Below are 19,395 nucleotides of genomic sequence, written 5' to 3'. Positions count from 1 at the left end.
GTCAGTTCTCCGCCTGGGCGTCGGTAGAGGGAGCCGGGCCGCCGGGGCGGTCCAGGACGGCGAGGACCCGGAGCAGCGGCCGGCCGGTGGTCCGCAGCTGGTCCAGGAGACGGGCCAGTTCGTCGGCGGTCTCCTCGACAACGCGCTCGCGGCGTCCGGTGACACCGGGCAGCAGGGAGTCGGCGCGCCACCGGGCCACGTGTTCGCGGTAGGCGGCGAGCGGTCCGCTGATCCGCTCCTCCCACTGGTCCCGGCCCGCGTCCAAGTGGCTCCGGGCGGCGGCGACGGCGGCGGGGACGAGGGTCTGGAGCCGGGCGAGGTCATCCGGGTCCCCGGTGCGGGCGAGCCTCGGGCCGACCTTCGCGTCGCGGAGCGCGTCGGCCATGGGGCGCACCTCGGGGGTCCCGGTGCCGTCGGGCCGGATGCCGGTGACGGCCATCCAGCGGACCACGGTCGGGCGGCCGAGGGCGTTGGAGTGGATGCCCTGGACGAGGAAGACCGGGCCGTCGACGTGCGGCGTGGTGATGACCGGGGCCTCCTGCCGGCCGAACTCCACCAGGACCTTGTCCGTCAGCCACTCCACCACCGGGTGGATGTCGGTGAGGAAGGAGACCTCCGGCCACAGGGTGCTACTGCTGTCCCTGGCCTCGGTGAGCTTGCGCTGCGCGAGGGCCCGGTCGAAGGTGACCAGCATCCGTTCGGCGACACGCTGCTCCTTGAGGTAGGAGGGGGGGAGGGCCTTGAGCCGGTGCAGGAGGTCCGGGGCCAGGGCGGGTGAGAGGGAGAACCAGGCGCCGCCCTGGGCGTCGGTGCCCGACGCCAGCCCGATCAGCTCCTCGGCACGGTCCTGGTAGACCTCGTCGAAGGCGGTGGCGACGAAGTCGGCCGTGTCCCCGTCGAACAGCGAGATCAGCTCCGCGCGGGCGGGCAGCTCCTGTTCGGTGATCGCGTCCACCTGGCCGAAGAGGTCGGCGAGCCCGGTGTCCTGGGTGGGGTCCTGTTCCAGGAAGTCCTCGACCGAGCCGCCCCTGACCAGCTCCTTGATGAGCCGGCGCTCCTCCTCCTCCGCCCGGTAGAGACCGGAGACGGCTTCGGCCGTGCCGTCCAGCTTGTGGGCCTCCTCCTCGCGCCGGAGCAGCTTCTCGGCGACCGTGCGGTCGTCCTTGGCGCCGGGGACGGCGGAGGTGAGGATGAGGGCGTGGAACCGGGGCTCGTGCTTCTGCCCGTACCGGTCGATACGACCGTTGCGCTGCTCGATGCGGATCAGGGACCACGGGATGTCGTAGTGCACGAGGTGGTGGCACTGGCGGTGCAGGTTGACGCCTTCGGATGCGACGTCGCCGGTGAACAGCAGCCGAACGGGGGTGTCGGCGAGACCGAACGCCTCCAGAACCTTGCCCTGTTCCTCGTCGCTCAGGCCGCCGTGCATCACGGCCACGGCCTTCGACGTGCCGTCGGGGCCTGCCGGGAAGCCGAGGCGGGCGGGAACGACCTCGGAGAGCCAGGTCAGCGTGCGGACCCGCTCGGAGAAGACCACGGCCCGGGTGGTGGACCGGGGGCCGACGCCGATCTCCTTGAGCTGGGCTACGAGGGCGTCCAGCTTGGCGGAGTCGCCGGGCGCGGAGCCGTCGCCCATGCCGGAGACGATGTCCCGGAGCCGGGCGAGGGCGGACTGCTCGCGGGCGAGGGCCGGGTCGGGCGTCAGCCCCTTCTCCTCGGCCCTCCTGGCCCGGTCCGTCAGGGAGGTGATCCGGTTGGCGACCGTCTCGCCCAGGGCGACGTGCGAGGACAGGAAGGTCTTGAGCAGGTTGTAGGCGAAGACCGGTTCCACGGCGACCGATACGGCGTCGCCGTCGGCGGTCCCGAACTCCGTGCTCGCCGGCGGGGCGGGGATCCAGTGCTCGGCCAGCTCGGCGAAGACGCGCTCCTCCGCCTCGGTGGCCGCGCAGTGAAGGGAGTCGGTCGGTCCCCGGTCCGGCCACTCGGTGCCCATCTCGTCGCGGACCTCGGGGCTGATCTTGGTCCGCCGGATGAAGAGGTGTCCCAGGTCCTCCACCGGGTCGTAGTGGTCCCGGTCCGCGATGGCCGCCGGGTCCAGCAGGGAGATCAGGTCGGCGAAGGACCGCTTGTCCCCGTTGTGCGGGGTGGCGCTGGCCAGCAGCAGCGCGTCCGTGCGCGGCGCCAGGGTCTCGGCGAGGGCGCGGCGCTGGCTGCCCGGGTTGATCAGGTTGTGCGACTCGTCGATGACGACGGCGTCCCAGCGGATGCGCTCCAGATGGTGCCGGTACTGGCCGATGTTCTTGAGGGTGTCCACGGAGATGATCACGCGCTTGTAGTGCGTGAACGGGTTCCGCCCCGCCGGCAGTTCGCGTTGCACGCGCTGGATGCCGAGCGAGTCGAGCCGTACGAGCGGGATGGAGAAACGCGTCCACAGCTCGTGCTGGAACTGCTCCAGAATGCTCTGCGGAGTCACGACGAGAATGCGCTCGCCCCGGCCCCGGCGAATCAGCTCGGCCAGGGTCAGCCCGATCTCCAGGGTCTTGCCGAGACCGACGACGTCCGCGATGAGGACCCGGGGCCGGAGGTTGCGCATGGACAGCGCGAGCTCGGCAGGACGCTGCTGGTAGACGAGCGGGTCCAGAAGGAAGCGGTCGGCGAGGGCGAGGCCCCGCTCCGACTGGGGCAGCGGGGTCTTGCGCAGGGCGGCTTCCAGGAACAGGCGGCTGCGCCGGAAGTACGACGAGGTGTCGGGCACGAGGACGGTCTTCTCCGGATCCAGGAGCTCCACCCGGTCGATGCCGCTGAAGAAGACGGCCTCCTCGTCCCGGACGAACTCGGAGACGCCGACCGCCTCGATCCTCTCCCCGTCGTATTCGGTCGTGGTGGTGTTGCGGACCAGCCACTCCTCGTCCCGTACGAGAATCTGCGCCCCCGGCGGAAACCGGGTGCCCTCCTGCGTCGCCCCCTGGTCGGTCACCCGCGACCCCTTCGCTTCCCGTACGCCGTGCTTTTCGCCACGGCAAGTCTGTCACGGGGAGGCGAGGGGCCGTACGGAGTGCGGCCGGGACCCCCGGTCCTGCTCAGAAGCGGGCCTCCCGGGCGTAGGCGGCGCGCATGCGTTCGGCGATCCGCAGGGGCGCGGCGGGGCGGACCGCGGCCACCCGTCCCGGGCGGCGGGGGCGCTCGTCCGGAGCGGAGGGCTCATCGGCGACCACGTCCTCCTCAGTGGCCTCGTCGGTGGCGAGGTCTGCGGTACCGGGGTCCGCCGGAAGACCGGGATGCTCGTCGTCCTCGACCGCCGCCTGGTCGATCACGGCGGGTGTGTAGGCGGGCCGGCCCGTCCCGGGCGCGGGGGCCGGCAGCTGGGGCACGCTGATCTCGGGCGTCAGGTCGGTGAGGCGCCGCTTGGCCTGGAGCGCGGTGAGGCCCTGCCCCCGGATGACACCCACCAGCCGCTCGGTCACCTCCGACAGAGCGGGCCGGGAGGCTGGATCCGGCGCCAGCATGTCCGTGATGAGCGGTACGAGTTCGGGCGGGGCGCCCGTCAGATCGGGATGACACGCCGGATCCTCGATCATCAGCGCGACGGCCTGCCAGGTCGGCCCGTCGTACGGATAGTGGCCTGTCGCGGCGAAGAGCAGCACGGCGCCGAGTGCGTACACGTCGGCGGACCGGTCCAGCCGCTGCTCGCCCCGGGCCTGCTCAGGGGGCATGCAGAGCACGCTGCCGACGACGAAGCCGGTGGCCGTCAGGGTGGTGCGGCGCTCGGCCAGCACAGCCAGACCGAAGTCGATCACCTTGGGGCCGTAGCGCGAAAGCAGGATGTTCTGCGGCTTGAGATCGCGGTGGAGCAACCCCGCGTCGTGGACCGTGCCGAGCCCCTCGGCGAGCAGTGCGCCGAGGCTGGCCGCCTCGGTGAGGGGAAGCGGCCCCTGCGCGGCGACGAGAGTCCGCAGATCGGGCCCCGGGACGTACTCCACCGCGAGCCACGGCCGCTCGGCCGCCGCGTCCGCACCGACGAAGGCGGCGACGAAGGGGCCGTAGACCGTGCGCAGGCTCTCCACCTCGGACATGAAGCGTGCCCGGGTGTCCTCGTCGAGCACCGAGGGCTTGATGACCTTCACGGCGGCCTGGTGACCCGCGGCGGACTCTCCCAGATACACCTGTCCCATGCCGCCGGAGCCGATCCGGCACACGAGCGTGAAGCCCCCGATCTCCCTCGGGTCGTCGTCGGTCAGCGGTTCCACGGCGCCACGCTCCCCCTTCGCGGCCCGTCCTCCCCGCGGTTCCGCGGGGCAGTCCCACCCGGACCAGCCCGCAGTCTATGCAGGACCCACGTCGCCCTGTACCGGCTTCTGCCCGTCGCGAAGCCCACCGGCTTGGGCGAGCTCGGCGGTGTGCGCGAACCACCGCAGGACGCCCCGGAGCTCCTCGCCCCGGTCCGCGAACACGTCCAGCGGGAAGGACGGGCGCAGGTCCAGCTTCGCCTCCGCGAGGTCGATGCCCCTCACGCCGTTCAAGCGGGCCATCAGCTCACGCCGAGGCACCTCGTCGTCGAAGGGCGGGCGGCGCTTGAGGTGCTGGAAGACCACCTCGGCGGTGCCCGACACCGGATACAGGGCGAGGGGCCACAGGGCCCCTGTGCGAGAGCTTCCGGAGGAGAACGTGGGAAAGCAGCTCGTCTCGCTCTTCCTTCCGTACTCCAGCGTGCCGCCCAGCTCCACCCAGGACCGCAGGGCCGCCAGCACGCCCGCAGCCGTTTCGGGTGTCTGGTTCTCGCGCAACAGCTTCTCGAAGCGGGCGGCAGCGGACTCACCGCCGGTTCCCGCTCCTCCGGCATCCGGAGCAGGCGCCTCGTCGCCGGAGTCGTCCTTGCCGACCAATGACGCGAGGTCCGACACCGTAAGCCGATGCGAACGGCGGGCGCGGCCCCAGCCGTCGAAGGGCACGCCTTCGCGCTCCAGCACCTCACGCGGATCGAGGGGGCCGTCGTACCCCTCGGGCCAGCGGAAGCCCGGTGAGATCTTGCCGTCGGCCATCAGGACTCGATAGGCACCGTGCAGTGCGGGCCTGGCGGCGATGTGGTTTCCGATCGTGACGGCATGGGTGCCGATGAGCGCGGCAAGGTCGCCGTACGTCGTCCAAGTGCCCGCCGGCATGGTCAGGAGCGCTTGACGGAGCTCGCCCCAGCCGACCCACTCGGCCTCGGCGTGCACAACGCCGTCCAGCGGTCCGGGCCACAACGTCGAAGCGCGCTCGGCGAGTTCGTCGGCGCGGGCGAGAATTTCGGCTTTCCCCCAGCGCTCCTGGGCCGCGATGCGCTGATTCATGCGCAGAGCACTGGAATCCAGGATCTGCTGCTTTCGGCGAAAGGGGTGGTTGGACAGCCTCGCGTTGTCCCCGGAGAGCGTCAGGTTGCCAATCGTGTGGACCAACTGCGCGTGCAGTTCCTCCGGGCTCTCCCCCTCACCGGCTTCCTCGGCCAGCAGGTCGAACCACTGCTGGGCGGGCTGCTGCGGCAGCACATGCTCCACGGTGAGCGTTGACTTGCTGTAGTCGACCGGTTCGCGGGCCCCATAGCTCTCCTCGAACCGGCGCAGGATCTCGAAGCGCTGGTTCGACCGGCCCGACTTGTAGAACGGACGGTTGAGGATCGCCTCGCGCATGCCGGCGTCGGAGGGCCAGACGCGCGTCCCCGTCTTGGTGCAGAGGGCCATGCGCACGGCGTCGGCAAGGGGCCGCCCGTTGTCGAGTTCCTTCTCGACCTCCTTGGGCAGCTCCATGAAGGTGCGGTTGTTACCCGTGGTGGAGTTGCCCGCGAAGAGGCGCCGAACCAGGTAGCTCTCTGCATAGGAGAGGGCCGTGGCCACCTCCTCGGGGGTGCATTCGCCCGCGTCCAGCCTGTCGAGCAGGAGCAGGGCCAGCGGATAGTGGGTCTGGCCGCCCCAGCGGGCCAGACGTTGCAGCGCTTCGCTCAGGCCCGGATCGCCCTCACGCACCGGCTCAACGATCCGCATGAGCCGGTCGGCCCGTACACGCAGCCGGAGGATCTCGGCCTCCAGGGCGGCCTCGTCCGAGCTGAGGGGTTCCATGCGCTTCTTCTGGTCCCGGTAGATCTCGCTCTGCTTGGCACGGCTGTCACCGCCGACGACCAGGTCGAGCCAGACCAGGAGCTCCAGCCTGGCCGGACCGAGCAATTCCTGCATAGGCAGCCACAGGTTGCGGTAGACGGCCTCGCCACGCCTGGGAAGACACATGAAGAGGTAGTTGCGCAGCAGGTCGCTCTGGCTGAGGCCGACGCCCGTGTTGTTGATGGATTCGAAGATCCGGTAGACGTTGTCACCCTCGGAGGCCGTGATCGACACGATCGCGAGGAAGTCACGCAGCGCGGACTCGACGGCGTCGACCCACGCTTCGCCGGCGCCCTCCGCCTCCTCACCTTCGGTGAGAGCCGCCAGGAAGAACCGGTAAGCGCCACCGATGTTGCCCGAGCCGCCGGCTGTGGGCAGCGATTCCACACAGGCGACGAAAGCCTCACGGTCGGCCTGCGTCGGCAGCAGCCGGTAGCGGTCGTTCCCCTCCTGGTATCCGTTGACCAGGATCAGGTCGTGAATGCGGGCGGCCTTCTTCTCCCGCCCGCGGGCGCGGTGCCGGTCCCGCAGCGCGGTGAAGGCGAGCATCAGCGTCGTGAGCCGCTGCTGGCCGTCCACGACAAGCCAGCGCTGCATCCCGCCGGCTGCCAGGCGCCCGGGCGCGAGCACCACCGACCCGAGGAAGTGTGCCGCCGGTTCCGTGCCCGCCAGTATGTCCTCGACGACTTCCAGCATGTCTTCCCACAGCCGGCGAAGCTCGTCACTCTGCCAGGTGTAGGTGCGCTGGTAGAGCGGGACCTGGAACTGCGTCTCGCCGTGGACCAGCTTGCTGAACGTCGTCTCCTGCGCGTGCACGCGCATACCCCCTCGTTTGCTGCACCCGGCAGCCATTCTGCCGCAACCGGGCCCGCGGCCGAGGGTGTTTCGCCGCGGCACCGCGCTCGTCGTGACGGGCGCGGTGCGCCCGGCCCTCACCCCACCGGCAGCCCCGGCGCCGGATACGCGTCCATCAGCTCCTTCACCTCGGCGCGGACCCCCGTGATCGCGTCCTCGTCGCCCGCCCGGGCAGCCGTGACCACGCGGTCGATCCACCCCGCGATCGTGCCCATCTCCGAGACGGGGACGCCCCGGGACGTGAGCGCGGGCGTCCCGAGGCGGATGCCCGACGGGTCGAAGGGCTTCCGGGGGTCGTAGGGGACCGCGTTGTAGTTGGCGACGATGCCGGCCCGGTCCAGGGCCTTCGCCGCCGGCTTGCCGGGGATGTCCTTGCCGGTGAGGTCCACCAGCAGGAGGTGGTTGTCGGTGCCGCCGGAGACCAGGTCGAAGCCCCGGGCCGCCAACTCCTCGCCCAGCGCGCGGGCGTTGGCCACCACCGCGTGGGCGTAGGTGCGGAAGTCCGGGGTGGCCGCCTCCTTCAGGGCTACGCCGATCGCGGCCGTGGTCTGGTTGTGCGGGCCGCCCTGGAGGCCGGGGAAGACCGCGCGGTCCAGGGCGCGGGCGTGCTCGGCGCGGCTGAGGAGCATCGCGCCGCGCGGGCCGCGCAGGGTCTTGTGGGTGGTCGTGGAGACGACGTCCACGTACGGCGCGGGCGAGGGGTGGGCGCCGCCCGCGACCAGGCCCGCGATGTGGGCGATGTCGGCGACCAGGACCGCGCCCACCTCGCGGGCGATCTCCGCGAAGCCCGCGAAGTCGATCGTGCGGGGCACGGCGGTGCCGCCGCAGAAGATCAGTTTCGGGCGCTCGGCGAGAGCCAGGTCGCGGACCTCGTCCAGGTCCACGCGGCCGGTGTCGCGGCGCACGCCGTACTGGACGCCGTTGAACCAGGTGCCGGTGGCGGAGACGCCCCAGCCGTGCGTGAGGTGGCCGCCCATGGGCAGGGACATGCCGAGCACGGTGTCGCCGGGCTTGAGGAAGGCCAGGTAGACGGCGAGGTTGGCCGGGGAGCCGGAATACGGCTGGACGTTGGCGTGGTCCATGGCGAAGAGGGTCCTGGCGCGCTCGGCGGTCAGCGTCTCGACCTGGTCGATGATCTGCTGGCCCTCGTAGTAGCGCTTCCCCGGGTAGCCCTCGGAGTACTTGTTCTGGAGCACGGTGCCGGACGCTTCGAGCACGGCGGCGGAGACGTAGTTCTCGCTGGGGATCAGGCGCAGGGTGTCCGCCTGGAGCTGCTCCTCGGCGGCCACGAGGGCGGCGAGTTGGGGATCGGTCGCCGCCAGGGCGGGGTGGCGGGGCTGTGCGGGTACGGACGTCACGGGTTCCTCCCGGGTCGGTCGCATGGCTGCGGCGTGGACCCGGATGCCCAGGCGGACGGCTCTCCGGCATGACGCCCCCGGGCAGGCCCGGGGTGTGCCGCTCCCTCGTGGTCGATTCCACTGAGCACCCCGCGAGGAGGTGCGCGCCAGTCGCGGCCTTCCGCACCTTACCGGGCACCCGTCCGGGGTGCGCAACGGCGATTCGGGCGGACGGGGAGCCGCCCGCTCCGTCAGGCGGAGGCGCGTTTGCGGGACGCCGTGCTCTTGGACCCGCTCTGCTTCTTGGCCGTCGTCTTCTTGGCGGCCGTCTTCTTCGCGGTGCTCTTGGAGGCGGTCTTCTTGGCCGCCGGCTTGCCCGTACCGCTCGACGTGGACTTCTTGCCGCCGGTGGACTTCGGGGAGGAGGCGGACTTCTTGGCGGTGCCCCCGGAGCCGGAGGCCTTCTTCTCGGTGCCGGACGCCTTGCGGTCTGCGAGGTGCGTGACGTCCGCTACGGGCTCCTCCCCGTCCTCCCCCTCGCCCCGGGCCTCCTTCGCGGCCTTGACGCTGCTCTCCAGCGCGGCGAGCAGGTCGATGACCTTGCCGCCCCCCTTCGCGCCCTTGTCGGCCGGCTCCGGGGCCTCGCCGGACGCCTTCGCGGCGACCAGCTCCTCGACCGCCTCTCGGTAGTCGTCGTGCAGCGAGTCCATGTCGACCTCGCCGAGGGTGTCCATCAGGGCGTCCGCGAGGTCCAGCTCGGCGTCGCGGACCGTCACGTCGGACTCGGGGGCGACGCCCTCGGGGGCCCGGATCTCGTCCGGCCAGAGCAGCCCGTGCATGGCGATCACGTCGTCGACGACCCGGAGCATGCCCAGCCGCTCGCGTCCGCGCAGCGCGTACTTGGCGAGGGCCACCTTCCGGCTCCGCTTCAGGGCCTCGCGCAGCAGGGTGTACGGCTTCGCCGCCGGGACCCCGTTGGCCGAGAGGTAGTAGGCCGCGTCCATCTGGAGCGGGTCGATCGCGTCGGCCGGGACGAAAGCCACGATCTCGATGGTCTTCGCGGTGGGCAGCGGCAGATGGCTCAGGTCCTCGTCGGTGATCGGGATCATGGAGCCGTCGGCGTCCTCGTACGCCTTGCCGATCTCGGAGGAGTTCACCTCCTCCCCGTCCAGCTCGCACACCTTGCGGTAGCGGATGCGTCCGCCGTCCTCGACGTGGATCTGCCGGAACGAGATCGAGTGGTTCTCGGTGGCGTTGACCAGCTTGATCGGGATGCTGACCAGCCCGAAGGAGATGGCGCCGTTCCAGATGGATCTCACCGGTTCACCCCTTGGATCCGTACATGCGAAGAAAAAGACGTTATGCGTGTGATTCTTATCGTATGACGCCGATCACCGAGGTGGAGGGGCGACGGCTGTCCCTGAGCAATCTGGACAAGGTGCTGTATCCGGCCACCGGCACCACGAAGGGCGAGGTGCTGCACTACTACGCGGCCACGGCTTCCGGGGTGCTGCTCGCGCATCTGCGGGACCGGCCGGTGTCCTTCCTGCGTTATCCGGACGGGCCGGAGGGCCAGCTCTTCTTCACCAAGAACCCGCCGCCCGGTACTCCGTCCTGGGTACACCGGACCCCGGTACCGCACCGCGAGAGCGAGCCGTCCGAACAGGTGGTCGTCCAGGACCTCGCGTCCCTGATGTGGGCCGCCAACCTGGTGGTGGAGTTCCACACCCCGCAGTGGCGGGCCGAGACCCCCGCGGTGGCCGACCGGCTGGTGTTCGACCTGGACCCGGGGGCGCCCGCCACGGTGGTCGAGTGCTGCCGGGTCGCCCTGTGGCTGCGGGAGCGGCTGGCCGAGGACGGCCTCACGGCGTACGGGAAGACCTCGGGCTCCAAGGGCCTGCATCTGCTGGTCCCGATCGTCCCCACGGACTCGGCGGCGGTGTCGGCGTACGCGAAGAGCCTCGCCGTCCGGGCGGAGCGGGAGCTCGCCGACCTGGTGGTGCACCGGATGCGGAAGGCGCTGCGGCCGGGGAAGGTCTTCGTCGACTTCAGCCAGAACGCCGCCGCGAAGACCACCGCCACGCCCTACACCCTGCGCGCCCGCGCCGGGCCGGCCGTCTCGGCGCCGGTCACCTGGGCCGAGATCGAGGGCTGCCGCTCCCCCGGTGGCCTTGTGTTCCTGGCGGACGCCATGGCGGCGCGGCTGGACCGGCACGGCGATCTGCTCGCCGCGCTGTGCGACCCGGCAGAGGGACGGCCGCTTCCGGCCTGACCCTGCGGGCCCGCCCGTCCATACCGCACGCACGCGACCCTTGTCATGTCTCAGGGCAAAAGCGCGCCGGAGACGGTCGGATCGCCGGAGTCGTGGTGCACACTCTGCGCAGACACTGCGTGTGTGACGTCGGCGGGGAGGCGATGGCGTGTTCGCGGGGATCGAAGAGGTCGACTGGGCCTCGATGAAACATGCCTACGGACCGGCGGACGACGTGCCGGGGCTGTTACGGGGTCTGGCCTCCGCCGATCCGGCGGAGCGCGAACGGGCGCTGGACGGGATGTACGGGGCGGTGCACCACCAGGGCGACGTCTATCCGTGCACGCTCGCCTGCATCCCCTTCCTCTTCGAGCTGGTCGCCGACCCCTGGGTGCCGGACCGGGGCGACCTGGTCGAGTTGCTGACCAGCATCGGCGGCATCGACCTCGCTTCGGACGACGAGGAGGAGATCGGCGAGGACGAGGCGGAGGGCGCCGCCAACTACGCGATGGCCGCGGCGGCCGTCTCCGCCGGTGCCGGGGTCTTCTTCGCGCTGCTGGCCGACGACGACCCGGGCGTACGGCTGAGCGCCCCGCTCGCCCTGGCCGCCCTGCACGGCGACCCGGCCAGAGTGCTGGCCCTGCTGCGGGCGCGGCTGGCGGCGGAGCGGGACGAGGAGGTGCGGCTCGCCCTGGTCGAGGCCGCGGGGCGGCTCGCCCTGCGCCACCGGCCGCTGGCCGGTCCGGTCGCCGACTGGCTCGGCCGGCTGGCCGCGGATGCGGGCCCGCCGGGGCTGCGGCTCGCGGCCCTGGCCCAGCTGGCGCGCTGCGCACCGTGCTCACTGCCGGGCGATGTGGTGCCCGTGGTGACGGGCCTGCTGGGCCAGCTGCACACCTCGTCACCCGGGCCCGGGGGCGCCCGGGCACGCCCCGTCGAACCGCCGGGGCCGGGCGCCGAGGCGGTCCCGGTGACCCTGCGGGGGCAGCTGCGGGCGCTGTCCGCCGAGGAGACGGCGGGGCGGGCCGCGCCCTGGACGGCCGATCTGCTGCGCACGCTGCACGCCGGGCTCGACGACCGGGTCGCCGAGCGGGCGGCGCTCCTGGCCGACCAGCTGCGCAGCCCCGACCCCTGGCAGCGCGTCGACGCCCTCCGCATGAGCGACCGGCTGATCGGCGGCTGGCGGGGTTCGTACGCGGAGCTGGTGCGGCTGGTGGGCGAGCAGCTGGCCGCGCCCGAGCCGAGGCTCGCCGAGGCCGCTTCGCACCTGCTGGAGGGGCTGTTCGGGCTGGCGGCCCCCGCGGCGGACGCGCTGGCGGAGCGGGTGGCGGCCGACCCCGGAGCCTGGATGCGGTCCCGGCCGGACGGGCGGGCCCAGCTGGGCAGCGCGGTGACGGCCCTGGCCCGGCTGGGCGACCCGCGCGCCCTGCCCGCCCTGACGGTGGCCCTCGCCCACCCCCTGGTGCCGTACGAGCTGGGGCCCGGGGTCGCGCGCCTGGGCGAGGCGGCCCGTCCGCTGGCCGGTGCGCTGCGGCGGCGGCTGGGCGAGGCGGTGCTCGACGAGCGGGCGTACGACCGGGTGGGCCCGCTGCTGAGCGCGCTCACCGCGCTCCGGGCGGGCGAGGCGGCCCCGGAGGTGCTGCGGGTGCTGCGCGAGGCCCCGGAGTCCGGGGGCGAGTGGGTGCGTACGGCGGCGCTGCGGGCCCTCGCCGCCTTCGGGCCCGCCGCCCGCTGCGCCGTACCGGAGCTGCGGGCCCTGCTGCGGCGGACCGGGACGGCAGAGGCGGCCGAGGCGGCCGGGGCGCTGTGGGCGGTGGAGGGGGACGCCGACGCGGTGCTGCCCGCGCTGATCGCGGGGCTGGCCGCCCCGGACGTGGACGCGCGGCGGGCGGCGGCGGACGCGGTGGGGCGGCTGGGCGGGCGGGCTGCGGCGGGGACGCCCCGGCTGCGGGAGCTGCTGCGGGACGGGAAACTGTGGGTGCGGGTGGACGCGGCGATCGCTCTGTGGGAGGTTTCCGGTCGTGCCGAGGAGTCCGTCCCGGTGCTGCTGGCCGCCTGGGAGCAGAACCACCGGGTCCGGGTCCGGGTGGCGGAATGCCTGGCGCGGATGAGGCCCGCTGGTGCAGGGTCGGACACGGCACGTGTGCTGCTCGCCGAGCTCACCTCCGTACGCCGTCACAACGCGCCGGAAGGCGCCTACGGCAGCCACGACACGTACACCGACGAAAAGCTGCTGGCGCTCTGCCGCCGGGCGCTCCCGGGGAACACGGGGAAGGAACCGACATGATCATTTTCGGCACGCGAGGCTATCTGTACCAGCTGGCCATCCTGACGCTGGTCTGCGGCTGGTGCGGGAATCCGGCGGCGCACACGCTGCGCAAGCGGGTCACGAAGTTCACGCTGTTCTTCGTGCCGCTGTTCCCGATCTCCACCTCGTACGCCACGCAGTGCACGTTCTGCGGTGGCGAGCAGCGGATACCCAAGGAGCAGGCCGAGCAGCTGCTGGCCCAGCACGCGGCCTCGCAGGGCGGCAACCCGTTCGGCCAGGCGCCGCAGCAGGGCTACGCGCCGGGCGCCTCGGGTCCTGCGGGCCCGGGTCAGAACCCGTACCAGCAGTAGTCCGCGCCACCCTGACTGCACATCAGCACTAAATACGCATAAGAGACTTCCTTCCGAATAAGGTCGGCAGGGCCGGCCCGTCCGCTCGCCGGGAACGGAGGAAGTCATGCGTCTGCCGCTGCCCGCCCTGGTGACCCTGGGGGTAGTGCTGCTGGCCGGCTGCGGCACCGGCGGGGAACTGCGGAGCGCCGGCCGGACCCCGTCCGCGAACGGCCCGGTGCGGCTGTGGCCGACGCTCCCTCCGGCGTCCGCCGCCCCCTACGACTACGGCGAGGGCGAGACCGCGCGCATCCCCGGCATCCGGGTCACCGGCGGGGATGTGCGCCGCCTCGATCCGGTGGCGGTGGTGCGGGCGGGCCTGAAGGTGCCGCCCGAGCGGGCCGGCGAGGTCGGTGAGCTGCCGGCCCGGACGGTGGAGCTGGTCGAAGCCTGCGGCACCACGCCCCGGACCTGCCCGGTGCTGCCGCCGTACTTCCGGGACCTCACGGGCGACGGCCGGGACGAGATGGTCCTCGCGGTCCGGATGCCGGGCCGTCAGCTGTCCGTACGCGTCTACATGCCGGAGTCCGGCGGGCTCACCCGGATCATGTCCACGTCGGACGCGGTCATCAGCGTCCAGCTGGCCGGGCGCGACCTCATCATGCGGGCGCCGTCGGCGATCACGGGATACGAGTACCGCACGGCCTGGTCCTGGGACGGCCGGCAGCGCGCGATGCTGCCGACGCAGGACGAGATCCTGCGCACCCGCGACGACCGGCGGCGGCCGCCGGTGCCGCGCCCCTCCGCCCCGCGCACGCCCCGGCCCACGGCCTCCCTGTCGGCGGAGCGCCGGTGAGCCGCCCGGCGGGGGCGCCGCGGGGGCGGGCGCGGCCGCGGCTTCCGGCCTGGACGGCGACGCTGACCTGGAAGGCCGCGGTGTTCATCACCGTGATGTGCTGCGTGCTCGCCGCGCTCCTCGGCGTCCTGGTGCACACCGCGGTCACCCGCCAGACCGTCGGCCACGCCCGCGAGAAGTCCCTCGCCCGGCTGACCGACGTGACGGGCGCCTTCGAGGCGGGCGAGGCGCTGCCGCCGCGTTCCGGACTGGACCCGCCGGGGCTCCCCGGGCCCTTGCGGGCGCTGGCGGCGGGCGGGCGGCGGGGCACGATGACCGGCCGGCTGCGGGGGCGGCCGGTGATGTGGGCGGCGGCCCCGGCGGACGGCGGGCACGCGCTGGCCGCCTGGACCGACTACAGCCAGAGCGCCCGCACCATCAACGGCCTGGACGGGGCGATCATCGGCTCCTCGCTGCTGGCGATCGGCGCCACGCTGCTGGTCGGGGCGTTCGCGGTCACCCGGGTCACCCGGCGGCTGCACCAGACCGCGCGGGTGGCCCGGCGGATCGGGGCGGGCGACCTGGACGCCCGGGTCGACGACCCGCGCACGGCGGACCCCTCGCGGCGGCAGGACGAGGTCGCCGTCGTGGCCGGGGCGCTGGACACCATGGCCTCGGCGCTGCAGCGCAAGCTCCAGGCGGAACAGCGGTTCACCGCGGACGTGGCGCACGAGCTGCGGACCCCGCTCACCGGTCTGTCGGCCGCCGCCGAGCTGCTGCCGCCGGGCCGCCCCTCCGAGCTGGTGCAGGACCGGGCCCGGGCCCTGCGCGCCCTGACCGAGGACCTGCTGGAGATCTCGCGTCTGGACGCCCGTACCGAACACGTGGACCTGGACGCCCACGAACTGGTTCCGCTCGCCGCCCGCGTGGCACAGGGCACCGACACCGTGGTCGAGGTGACCGGGGAGCCCGTGCGCGTCGAGACGGACCGGCGGCGCCTGGAACGCGTCCTGGGCAACCTGATCGGCAACGCCCACCGGCACGGCAGGCCGCCCGTGGTCCTCACCGTCGACGGGCCCGTGGTGACCGTGCGGGACCACGGCGACGGCTTCCCGGAGTACCTGACGGCGGGCGGCCCGCAGCGCTTCCGCACCGAGGGCGGCGGCAAGGGCCACGGCCTCGGGCTGACCATCGCGGCCGGCCAGGCCGAGGTGATGGGCGCGGTGCTGACCTTCGGGAACGCGCCGGACGGCGGGGCGGTGGCCCGGCTGACGCTGCCCCGGTACGTACGGCCGGAGGGGGAAGGGCTCTGAGCCGCCCCGTACGCGTCGCGACATAACCGACATAACGCCCGCGCCTTGCTACGTTGCGGGGCATGACCGCATCGACGGCGGACCCACCCCCGCCCGAGCTGCGCCTGCCCAGGCGGCGCGGCGTGGAACTCTCGCTCCTCATCGGGGCCGTCCTGATCTCCGTCTACGGCTACGCCGCGGTCGGGCTCGCCCACGACGACGCGGTCCCGCCCGATGTCGCGGGGTACGGGGGCGGACTCGGCCTGCTCGCGCTGCTCGCGCACCTCGCGGTGCGGCTCCGCGCCCCGTACGCCGATCCGCTGCTGCTGCCCATCGCCGTCCTGCTCAACGGGATCGGCCTGGTGCTGATCTACCGGCTGGACCTGGAGACCCCGGGCGACCGGGCCGCGACGACCCAGCTGATCTGGTCCACGATCGGGGTCGCGTTCTTCATCGCGGTCGTGGTGTTCCTGCGCGACCACCGGATCCTCCAGCGCTACGCGTACGTGTCGGTGGCGGCCGCGCTGGTCCTGATGATCGTGCCGATCTTCTTCCCGGCGGTGAACGGGGCGAAGATCTGGATCCGGATCGGCGGCTTCTCCTTCCAGCCCGGCGAGTTCGCCAAGATCCTGCTCGCCGTCTTCTTCGCCGCCTACCTCGCGGCGAACAGCAACGCCCTCGCGTACACCGGCCGCAAGGTCTGGAAGTTCCAGCTGCCCACCGGGCGGGTGCTCGGCCCCATCGTGGCGATCTGGCTGCTCAGCGTCGGCGTCCTGGTCCTGGAACGCGATCTGGGCACCTCGCTGCTGTTCTTCGGCCTCTTCGTGATCCTGCTGTACGTGGCGACCGGGCGCCGGGGCTGGATCGCGGTGGGGCTGCTGCTCGCGGCGGTCGGCGCGTTCGTCGTCGGCTCGTTCGAGCCGCATGTGCACAGCAGGGTGCAGGACTGGCTCGATCCGTTCGCCTCGATCGACGCCGGACGCGGGCCGGGCCAGCTGGCCCAGTCGCTGTTCGCCTTCGCGGCCGGCGGGATGCTCGGTACGGGGCTGGGGCTCGGCCACTCCGTGCTCATCGGGTTCGCCGCGAAGTCCGACTTCATCCTGGCGACGGCGGGCGAGGAGCTGGGGTACGCCGGGCTGACCGCGCTCTTCCTGCTGTACGCGCTGCTGGTGGCGCGCGGCTTCCGGGCGGGGCTCTCGCTGCGCGACGCCTTCGGGCGGCTGCTCTCGATCGGCCTCGCCTCGATCCTGGCGCTCCAGGTCTTCGTGATCGCGGGCGGGGTGATGGGGCTGATCCCGCTGACCGGGATGGCGATGCCCTTCCTGGCGCAGGGCGGCTCGTCCGTGGTCACCAACTGGATCATCGTGGCGCTGCTGATCCGGGTCAGCGATCTCGCCCGCAGACCGGCGCCGGACGAGGTGGAGACGGGCGTGGTGGCGTCGGTCCCGGCGGCGCTTCCCGACGCGGAGGACGAGCGGTGATCCGCTACATCCGGCACGCCGCCGCGTTCTGCCTGCTGCTGCTCGTGGCCCTGCTGGCCAACGCCGCCCGGGTCCAGGTCTTCGAGGCCGACTCGCTGGACGACAACCCGGCCAACCGCCGTAACACCATTGCCCGTTACGACCAGCCGCGCGGCAACATCCTGGTCGACGGGCGGCCCGTCACCGGCTCGACGGACACCGGCGAACAGCTCGCGTACGAGCGGACCTACCGCTACGGGCCGCTGTACGCGCCGGTGACCGGCTACGCCTCGCAGACGTACGGCACGACCCTCATCGAGAACGCCGAGGACGGCATCCTGGCCGGCACCGATCCGCTGCTCGCCCCGCTCCCCCTGTGGGGCGAGGTGAGCAGGACCCAGCAGCCGGGCGGGGACGTCGTCACCACGGTCCGGGACGCGATGCAGCGCGCCGCGTACGAGGGTCTGGGCGACCGGCGGGGCGCGGTCGCCGCCGTCGAACCGGCGACGGGGCGCATCCTGGCGCTGGTCTCCACCCCCTCGTACGACCCCGAGCGGCTGTCCGGGACCGGCGCCTCCGTCACCGGTGCCTGGCGGGAGCTGAACGACGCGGAGAGCCGGCCCATGCTCAACCGGGCGATCCGGCAGACCTATCCGCCGGGCTCCACGTTCAAGATCGTGACGGCGGCGGCCGCGCTGGACGCGGAGGTCGTCACCGATCCGGACGCGGAGACCGACACCCCGTCCCCGTACGTGCTGCCCGGCACCTCGACCGTGCTGCCCAACGAGTCGCGCGGCTGCGAGAAGGCGTCCCTCGCGGACGCGATCCGGGTCTCCTGCAACACCGTGATGGCGCACCTCGGGGTGGAGGTCGGGCTCGACGGGATGGTGGCGGCGGCCGAGCGGTTCGGCTTCAACGACACCGGCCTGAAGATCCCGTCCGGGCTGGCGAAGAGCAACTTCGACACGGATATGAGCGACGACCAGCTGGCCCAGTCCTCGATCGGCCAGTACGACACCACCGCGACCCCGCTCCAGATGGCGATGGTCGCGGCGGCCGTCGCCAACGGCGGGGAGCTGATGCACCCGCACCTCGTGGAGCGGACGACCAAGCACGACGGGGCCACGGTCCGCACCACGGGGTCCACGTCGTACCACCGGGCGATGGACCCGATGACGGCGACGCGACTGCGGCAGATGATGGTCGACGTCGTCCAGGACGGTACGGGCACGAACGCGGCGATCGACGGGGCGACGGTCGGCGGCAAGACCGGCACCGCCCAGCACGGCGTCGACAACTCCGACCTGCCGTACGCCTGGTTCATCTCCTGGGCGCAGGCGGACGGCGCGGCCCGCCCGGCCGTCGCGGTCGCCGTGGTCGTCGAGGACGCCGAGGCCGACCGCGCCGACATCAGCGGCGGCGGCAGCGCGGCCCCGATCGCCCGTGCCGTGATGGAGGCGGCCCTGGAAGACTGAGCCCCATGGCCGATTCCGGGGAACTTCGCGAGGTGCTGGCCTCCATCGCCCGCGAGGACCCCGGGCTGTGCGCCTTCCTCGACGTCTGGCCCGAGGACGCGCTCGCCCGGCTCCCCGCAGCGTCCCGGCTGCCGCTGGCCGGGCTCCCCTTCGCGGTGAAGGGCCGCACCGGCCTGCGCTCGTACGCGGCGCGCCGGCTGATCGCGGCCGGCGGGGTCCCGGTCGGCTCGACCTCCGTACCCGGTCCGGGGACGTACTGGCAGACGTGGGGCCTCGGCCGGCACGGGCGGACCGTCAACCCCTGGCGCGCGGACCGGACCCCGGGCGGTTCGTCGGCGGGCTCGGCGGCGGCGGTCGCGGCGGGCCTGGTGCCGCTGGCGACGGGCAGCGACGGGGCGGGGTCGGTGCGCATCCCGGCCGCCTGGTGCGGGGTGTTCGGCCTGAAGACGACGAACGGCCTGCTGCCCTCGCCGGACCGGTCGGGGCTCGCCTCGGCCGGAGTGCTGGCGGCGTCGGCGGCGGAGGCGGAGGCGTATCTGCGGTGCGTCCTGGACGGTTACGCCCCGGCCCCTCCCCCGCTGCCGCTGTCCGCCGCCTACAGCCCGGACCTGGGCTTCGCGGAGACCGAGCCGGAGGTGGCGGCCGTGGTGCGGGGCGCGGTGCGACGGCTGGAGGCGGCCGGGGTGGTGCGGCTGACCGGGGGCGGCTGCGATCTGCTGGACCCGGCGTCGGCCTGGTTCGCGGTGCGCGGCGGGGACGTACGGCCGCCGGAGGCGGAGGTGTGCGCGGAGAACGACCGCCGCCTGGACGCCTTCTTCGCCCGGACGCCGCTGCTCCTGACGCCGGTCACGCCGACCCGCCCGCACGGCCACGCGGGTCCGGGCGACACCTTCTCGACGGCGCTGACCTGGGCGTTCAACCTGAGCGGCCATCCGGCGGCGAGCGTCCCGGCCGGCTTCACCGGTGACGGCTGCCCGGTGGGGCTGCACCTGGTGGCCGCCCGGGGGCGGGACGCGGAACTGCTGGGGGCGGCGGGGGCGGTGGAGCGGGTGCTGTCGGGGCCGGGTGAGCTGTTCGCACACGTACGCGGACCCCGTGGATGAGTACGTGTACTCAGGGCGGCCGGGCGCCCGGGACGGCAGCCTGGACTCCGACAGCCACCCC

The 19,395-nt window shown here is 73.0% G+C and carries 13 protein-coding genes; 8 read left to right on the top strand and 5 right to left on the bottom strand.

Annotated elements, in window-relative coordinates:
- Position 1: 1 nt before the first annotated feature.
- The 5 genes from ABZ565_RS02535 to ABZ565_RS02515 all read right to left on the bottom strand — a co-directional run bounded on the left by ABZ565_RS02535 (position 2) and on the right by ABZ565_RS02515 (position 9,642).
- Positions 2-2,977 (bottom strand): SNF2-related protein, encoded by a 2,976-nt coding sequence (locus tag ABZ565_RS02535; RefSeq protein WP_361019578.1) that lies wholly within the window; start codon positions 2,975-2,977, stop codon positions 2-4.
- 103 nt (positions 2,978-3,080) lie between these two features.
- Positions 3,081-4,247: a serine/threonine-protein kinase gene (locus tag ABZ565_RS02530; RefSeq protein WP_361019576.1), complete on the bottom strand. Its 1,167-nt coding sequence runs from the start codon at positions 4,245-4,247 to the stop codon at positions 3,081-3,083.
- A 75-nt stretch (positions 4,248-4,322) separates the two neighbouring features.
- Positions 4,323-6,953, bottom strand: coding sequence for a DUF262 domain-containing protein (locus ABZ565_RS02525; protein ID WP_361019573.1), 2,631 nt, complete (start codon positions 6,951-6,953; stop codon positions 4,323-4,325).
- Positions 6,954-7,063: 110 nt separating this feature from the next.
- Positions 7,064-8,344, bottom strand: coding sequence for a serine hydroxymethyltransferase (gene glyA, locus ABZ565_RS02520; protein ID WP_361019570.1), 1,281 nt, complete (start codon positions 8,342-8,344; stop codon positions 7,064-7,066).
- Positions 8,345-8,574: 230 nt separating this feature from the next.
- The gene (locus ABZ565_RS02515; RefSeq protein ID WP_361019567.1) at positions 8,575-9,642 is read right to left on the bottom strand and encodes a Ku protein; all 1,068 of its coding nucleotides are present in this window, start codon (positions 9,640-9,642) and stop codon (positions 8,575-8,577) included.
- A 62-nt stretch (positions 9,643-9,704) separates the two neighbouring features.
- On the opposite strand from ABZ565_RS02515, the gene ligD reads away from it, so the two are divergent.
- From ligD to ABZ565_RS02475, 8 genes are all read left to right on the top strand, one after another.
- The gene (ligD, locus tag ABZ565_RS02510; protein WP_361019564.1) at positions 9,705-10,595 is read left to right on the top strand and encodes a non-homologous end-joining DNA ligase; all 891 of its coding nucleotides are present in this window, start codon (positions 9,705-9,707) and stop codon (positions 10,593-10,595) included.
- Between the two features lie 148 nt (positions 10,596-10,743).
- Positions 10,744-12,858 carry a HEAT repeat domain-containing protein gene (locus ABZ565_RS02505; RefSeq protein WP_361019561.1) on the top strand — a complete coding sequence of 705 codons (2,115 nt, stop codon included), beginning with the start codon at positions 10,744-10,746 and terminating at the stop codon, positions 12,856-12,858.
- The gene (locus ABZ565_RS02500) at positions 12,855-13,190 is read left to right on the top strand and encodes a zinc-ribbon domain-containing protein (protein ID WP_361019558.1); all 336 of its coding nucleotides are present in this window, start codon (positions 12,855-12,857) and stop codon (positions 13,188-13,190) included. The genes ABZ565_RS02505 and ABZ565_RS02500 overlap by 4 nt, the downstream gene beginning before the upstream one ends.
- A gap of 106 nt (positions 13,191-13,296) precedes the next feature.
- The gene (locus ABZ565_RS02495) at positions 13,297-14,025 is read left to right on the top strand and encodes a hypothetical protein (protein ID WP_361019555.1); all 729 of its coding nucleotides are present in this window, start codon (positions 13,297-13,299) and stop codon (positions 14,023-14,025) included.
- On the top strand, positions 14,022-15,317 hold the full coding sequence (locus ABZ565_RS02490; protein WP_361019552.1) for a HAMP domain-containing sensor histidine kinase: 1,296 nt from the start codon (positions 14,022-14,024) through the stop codon (positions 15,315-15,317). The genes ABZ565_RS02495 and ABZ565_RS02490 overlap by 4 nt, the downstream gene beginning before the upstream one ends.
- A 62-nt stretch (positions 15,318-15,379) precedes the next feature.
- Positions 15,380-16,777: an FtsW/RodA/SpoVE family cell cycle protein gene (locus ABZ565_RS02485; protein WP_361019550.1), complete on the top strand. Its 1,398-nt coding sequence runs from the start codon at positions 15,380-15,382 to the stop codon at positions 16,775-16,777.
- Positions 16,774-18,231, top strand: a complete 1,458-nt coding sequence (locus ABZ565_RS02480; RefSeq protein ID WP_361019543.1) for a penicillin-binding transpeptidase domain-containing protein — start codon at positions 16,774-16,776, stop codon at positions 18,229-18,231. The genes ABZ565_RS02485 and ABZ565_RS02480 overlap by 4 nt, the downstream gene beginning before the upstream one ends.
- Before the next feature lie 5 nt (positions 18,232-18,236).
- On the top strand, positions 18,237-19,334 hold the full coding sequence (locus tag ABZ565_RS02475) for an amidase family protein (RefSeq protein WP_361019540.1): 1,098 nt from the start codon (positions 18,237-18,239) through the stop codon (positions 19,332-19,334).
- The last annotated feature ends 61 nt before the right edge of the window (positions 19,335-19,395 follow it).

This window comes from Streptomyces sp. NPDC016469, from assembly GCF_040632905.1.
Taxonomy (GTDB): domain Bacteria; phylum Actinomycetota; class Actinomycetes; order Streptomycetales; family Streptomycetaceae; genus Streptomyces.
This window is presented reverse-complemented; position numbering and strand designations above follow the sequence as displayed.

Excerpts from the sequence above, each read along its gene's own strand:
- ABZ565_RS02525 (WP_361019573.1), bottom strand. The coding sequence starts at position 6,953 with ATGCGCGTGCACGCGCAGGAGACGACGTTCAGCAAGCTGGTCCACGGC.
- ligD (WP_361019564.1), top strand. The coding sequence starts at position 9,705 with ATGACGCCGATCACCGAGGTGGAGGGGCGACGGCTGTCCCTGAGCAAT.
- ABZ565_RS02475 (WP_361019540.1), top strand. The coding sequence starts at position 18,237 with ATGGCCGATTCCGGGGAACTTCGCGAGGTGCTGGCCTCCATCGCCCGC.
- ABZ565_RS02500 (WP_361019558.1), top strand. The coding sequence starts at position 12,855 with ATGATCATTTTCGGCACGCGAGGCTATCTGTACCAGCTGGCCATCCTG.
- ABZ565_RS02485 (WP_361019550.1), top strand. The coding sequence starts at position 15,380 with ATGACCGCATCGACGGCGGACCCACCCCCGCCCGAGCTGCGCCTGCCC.
- ABZ565_RS02495 (WP_361019555.1), top strand. The coding sequence starts at position 13,297 with ATGCGTCTGCCGCTGCCCGCCCTGGTGACCCTGGGGGTAGTGCTGCTG.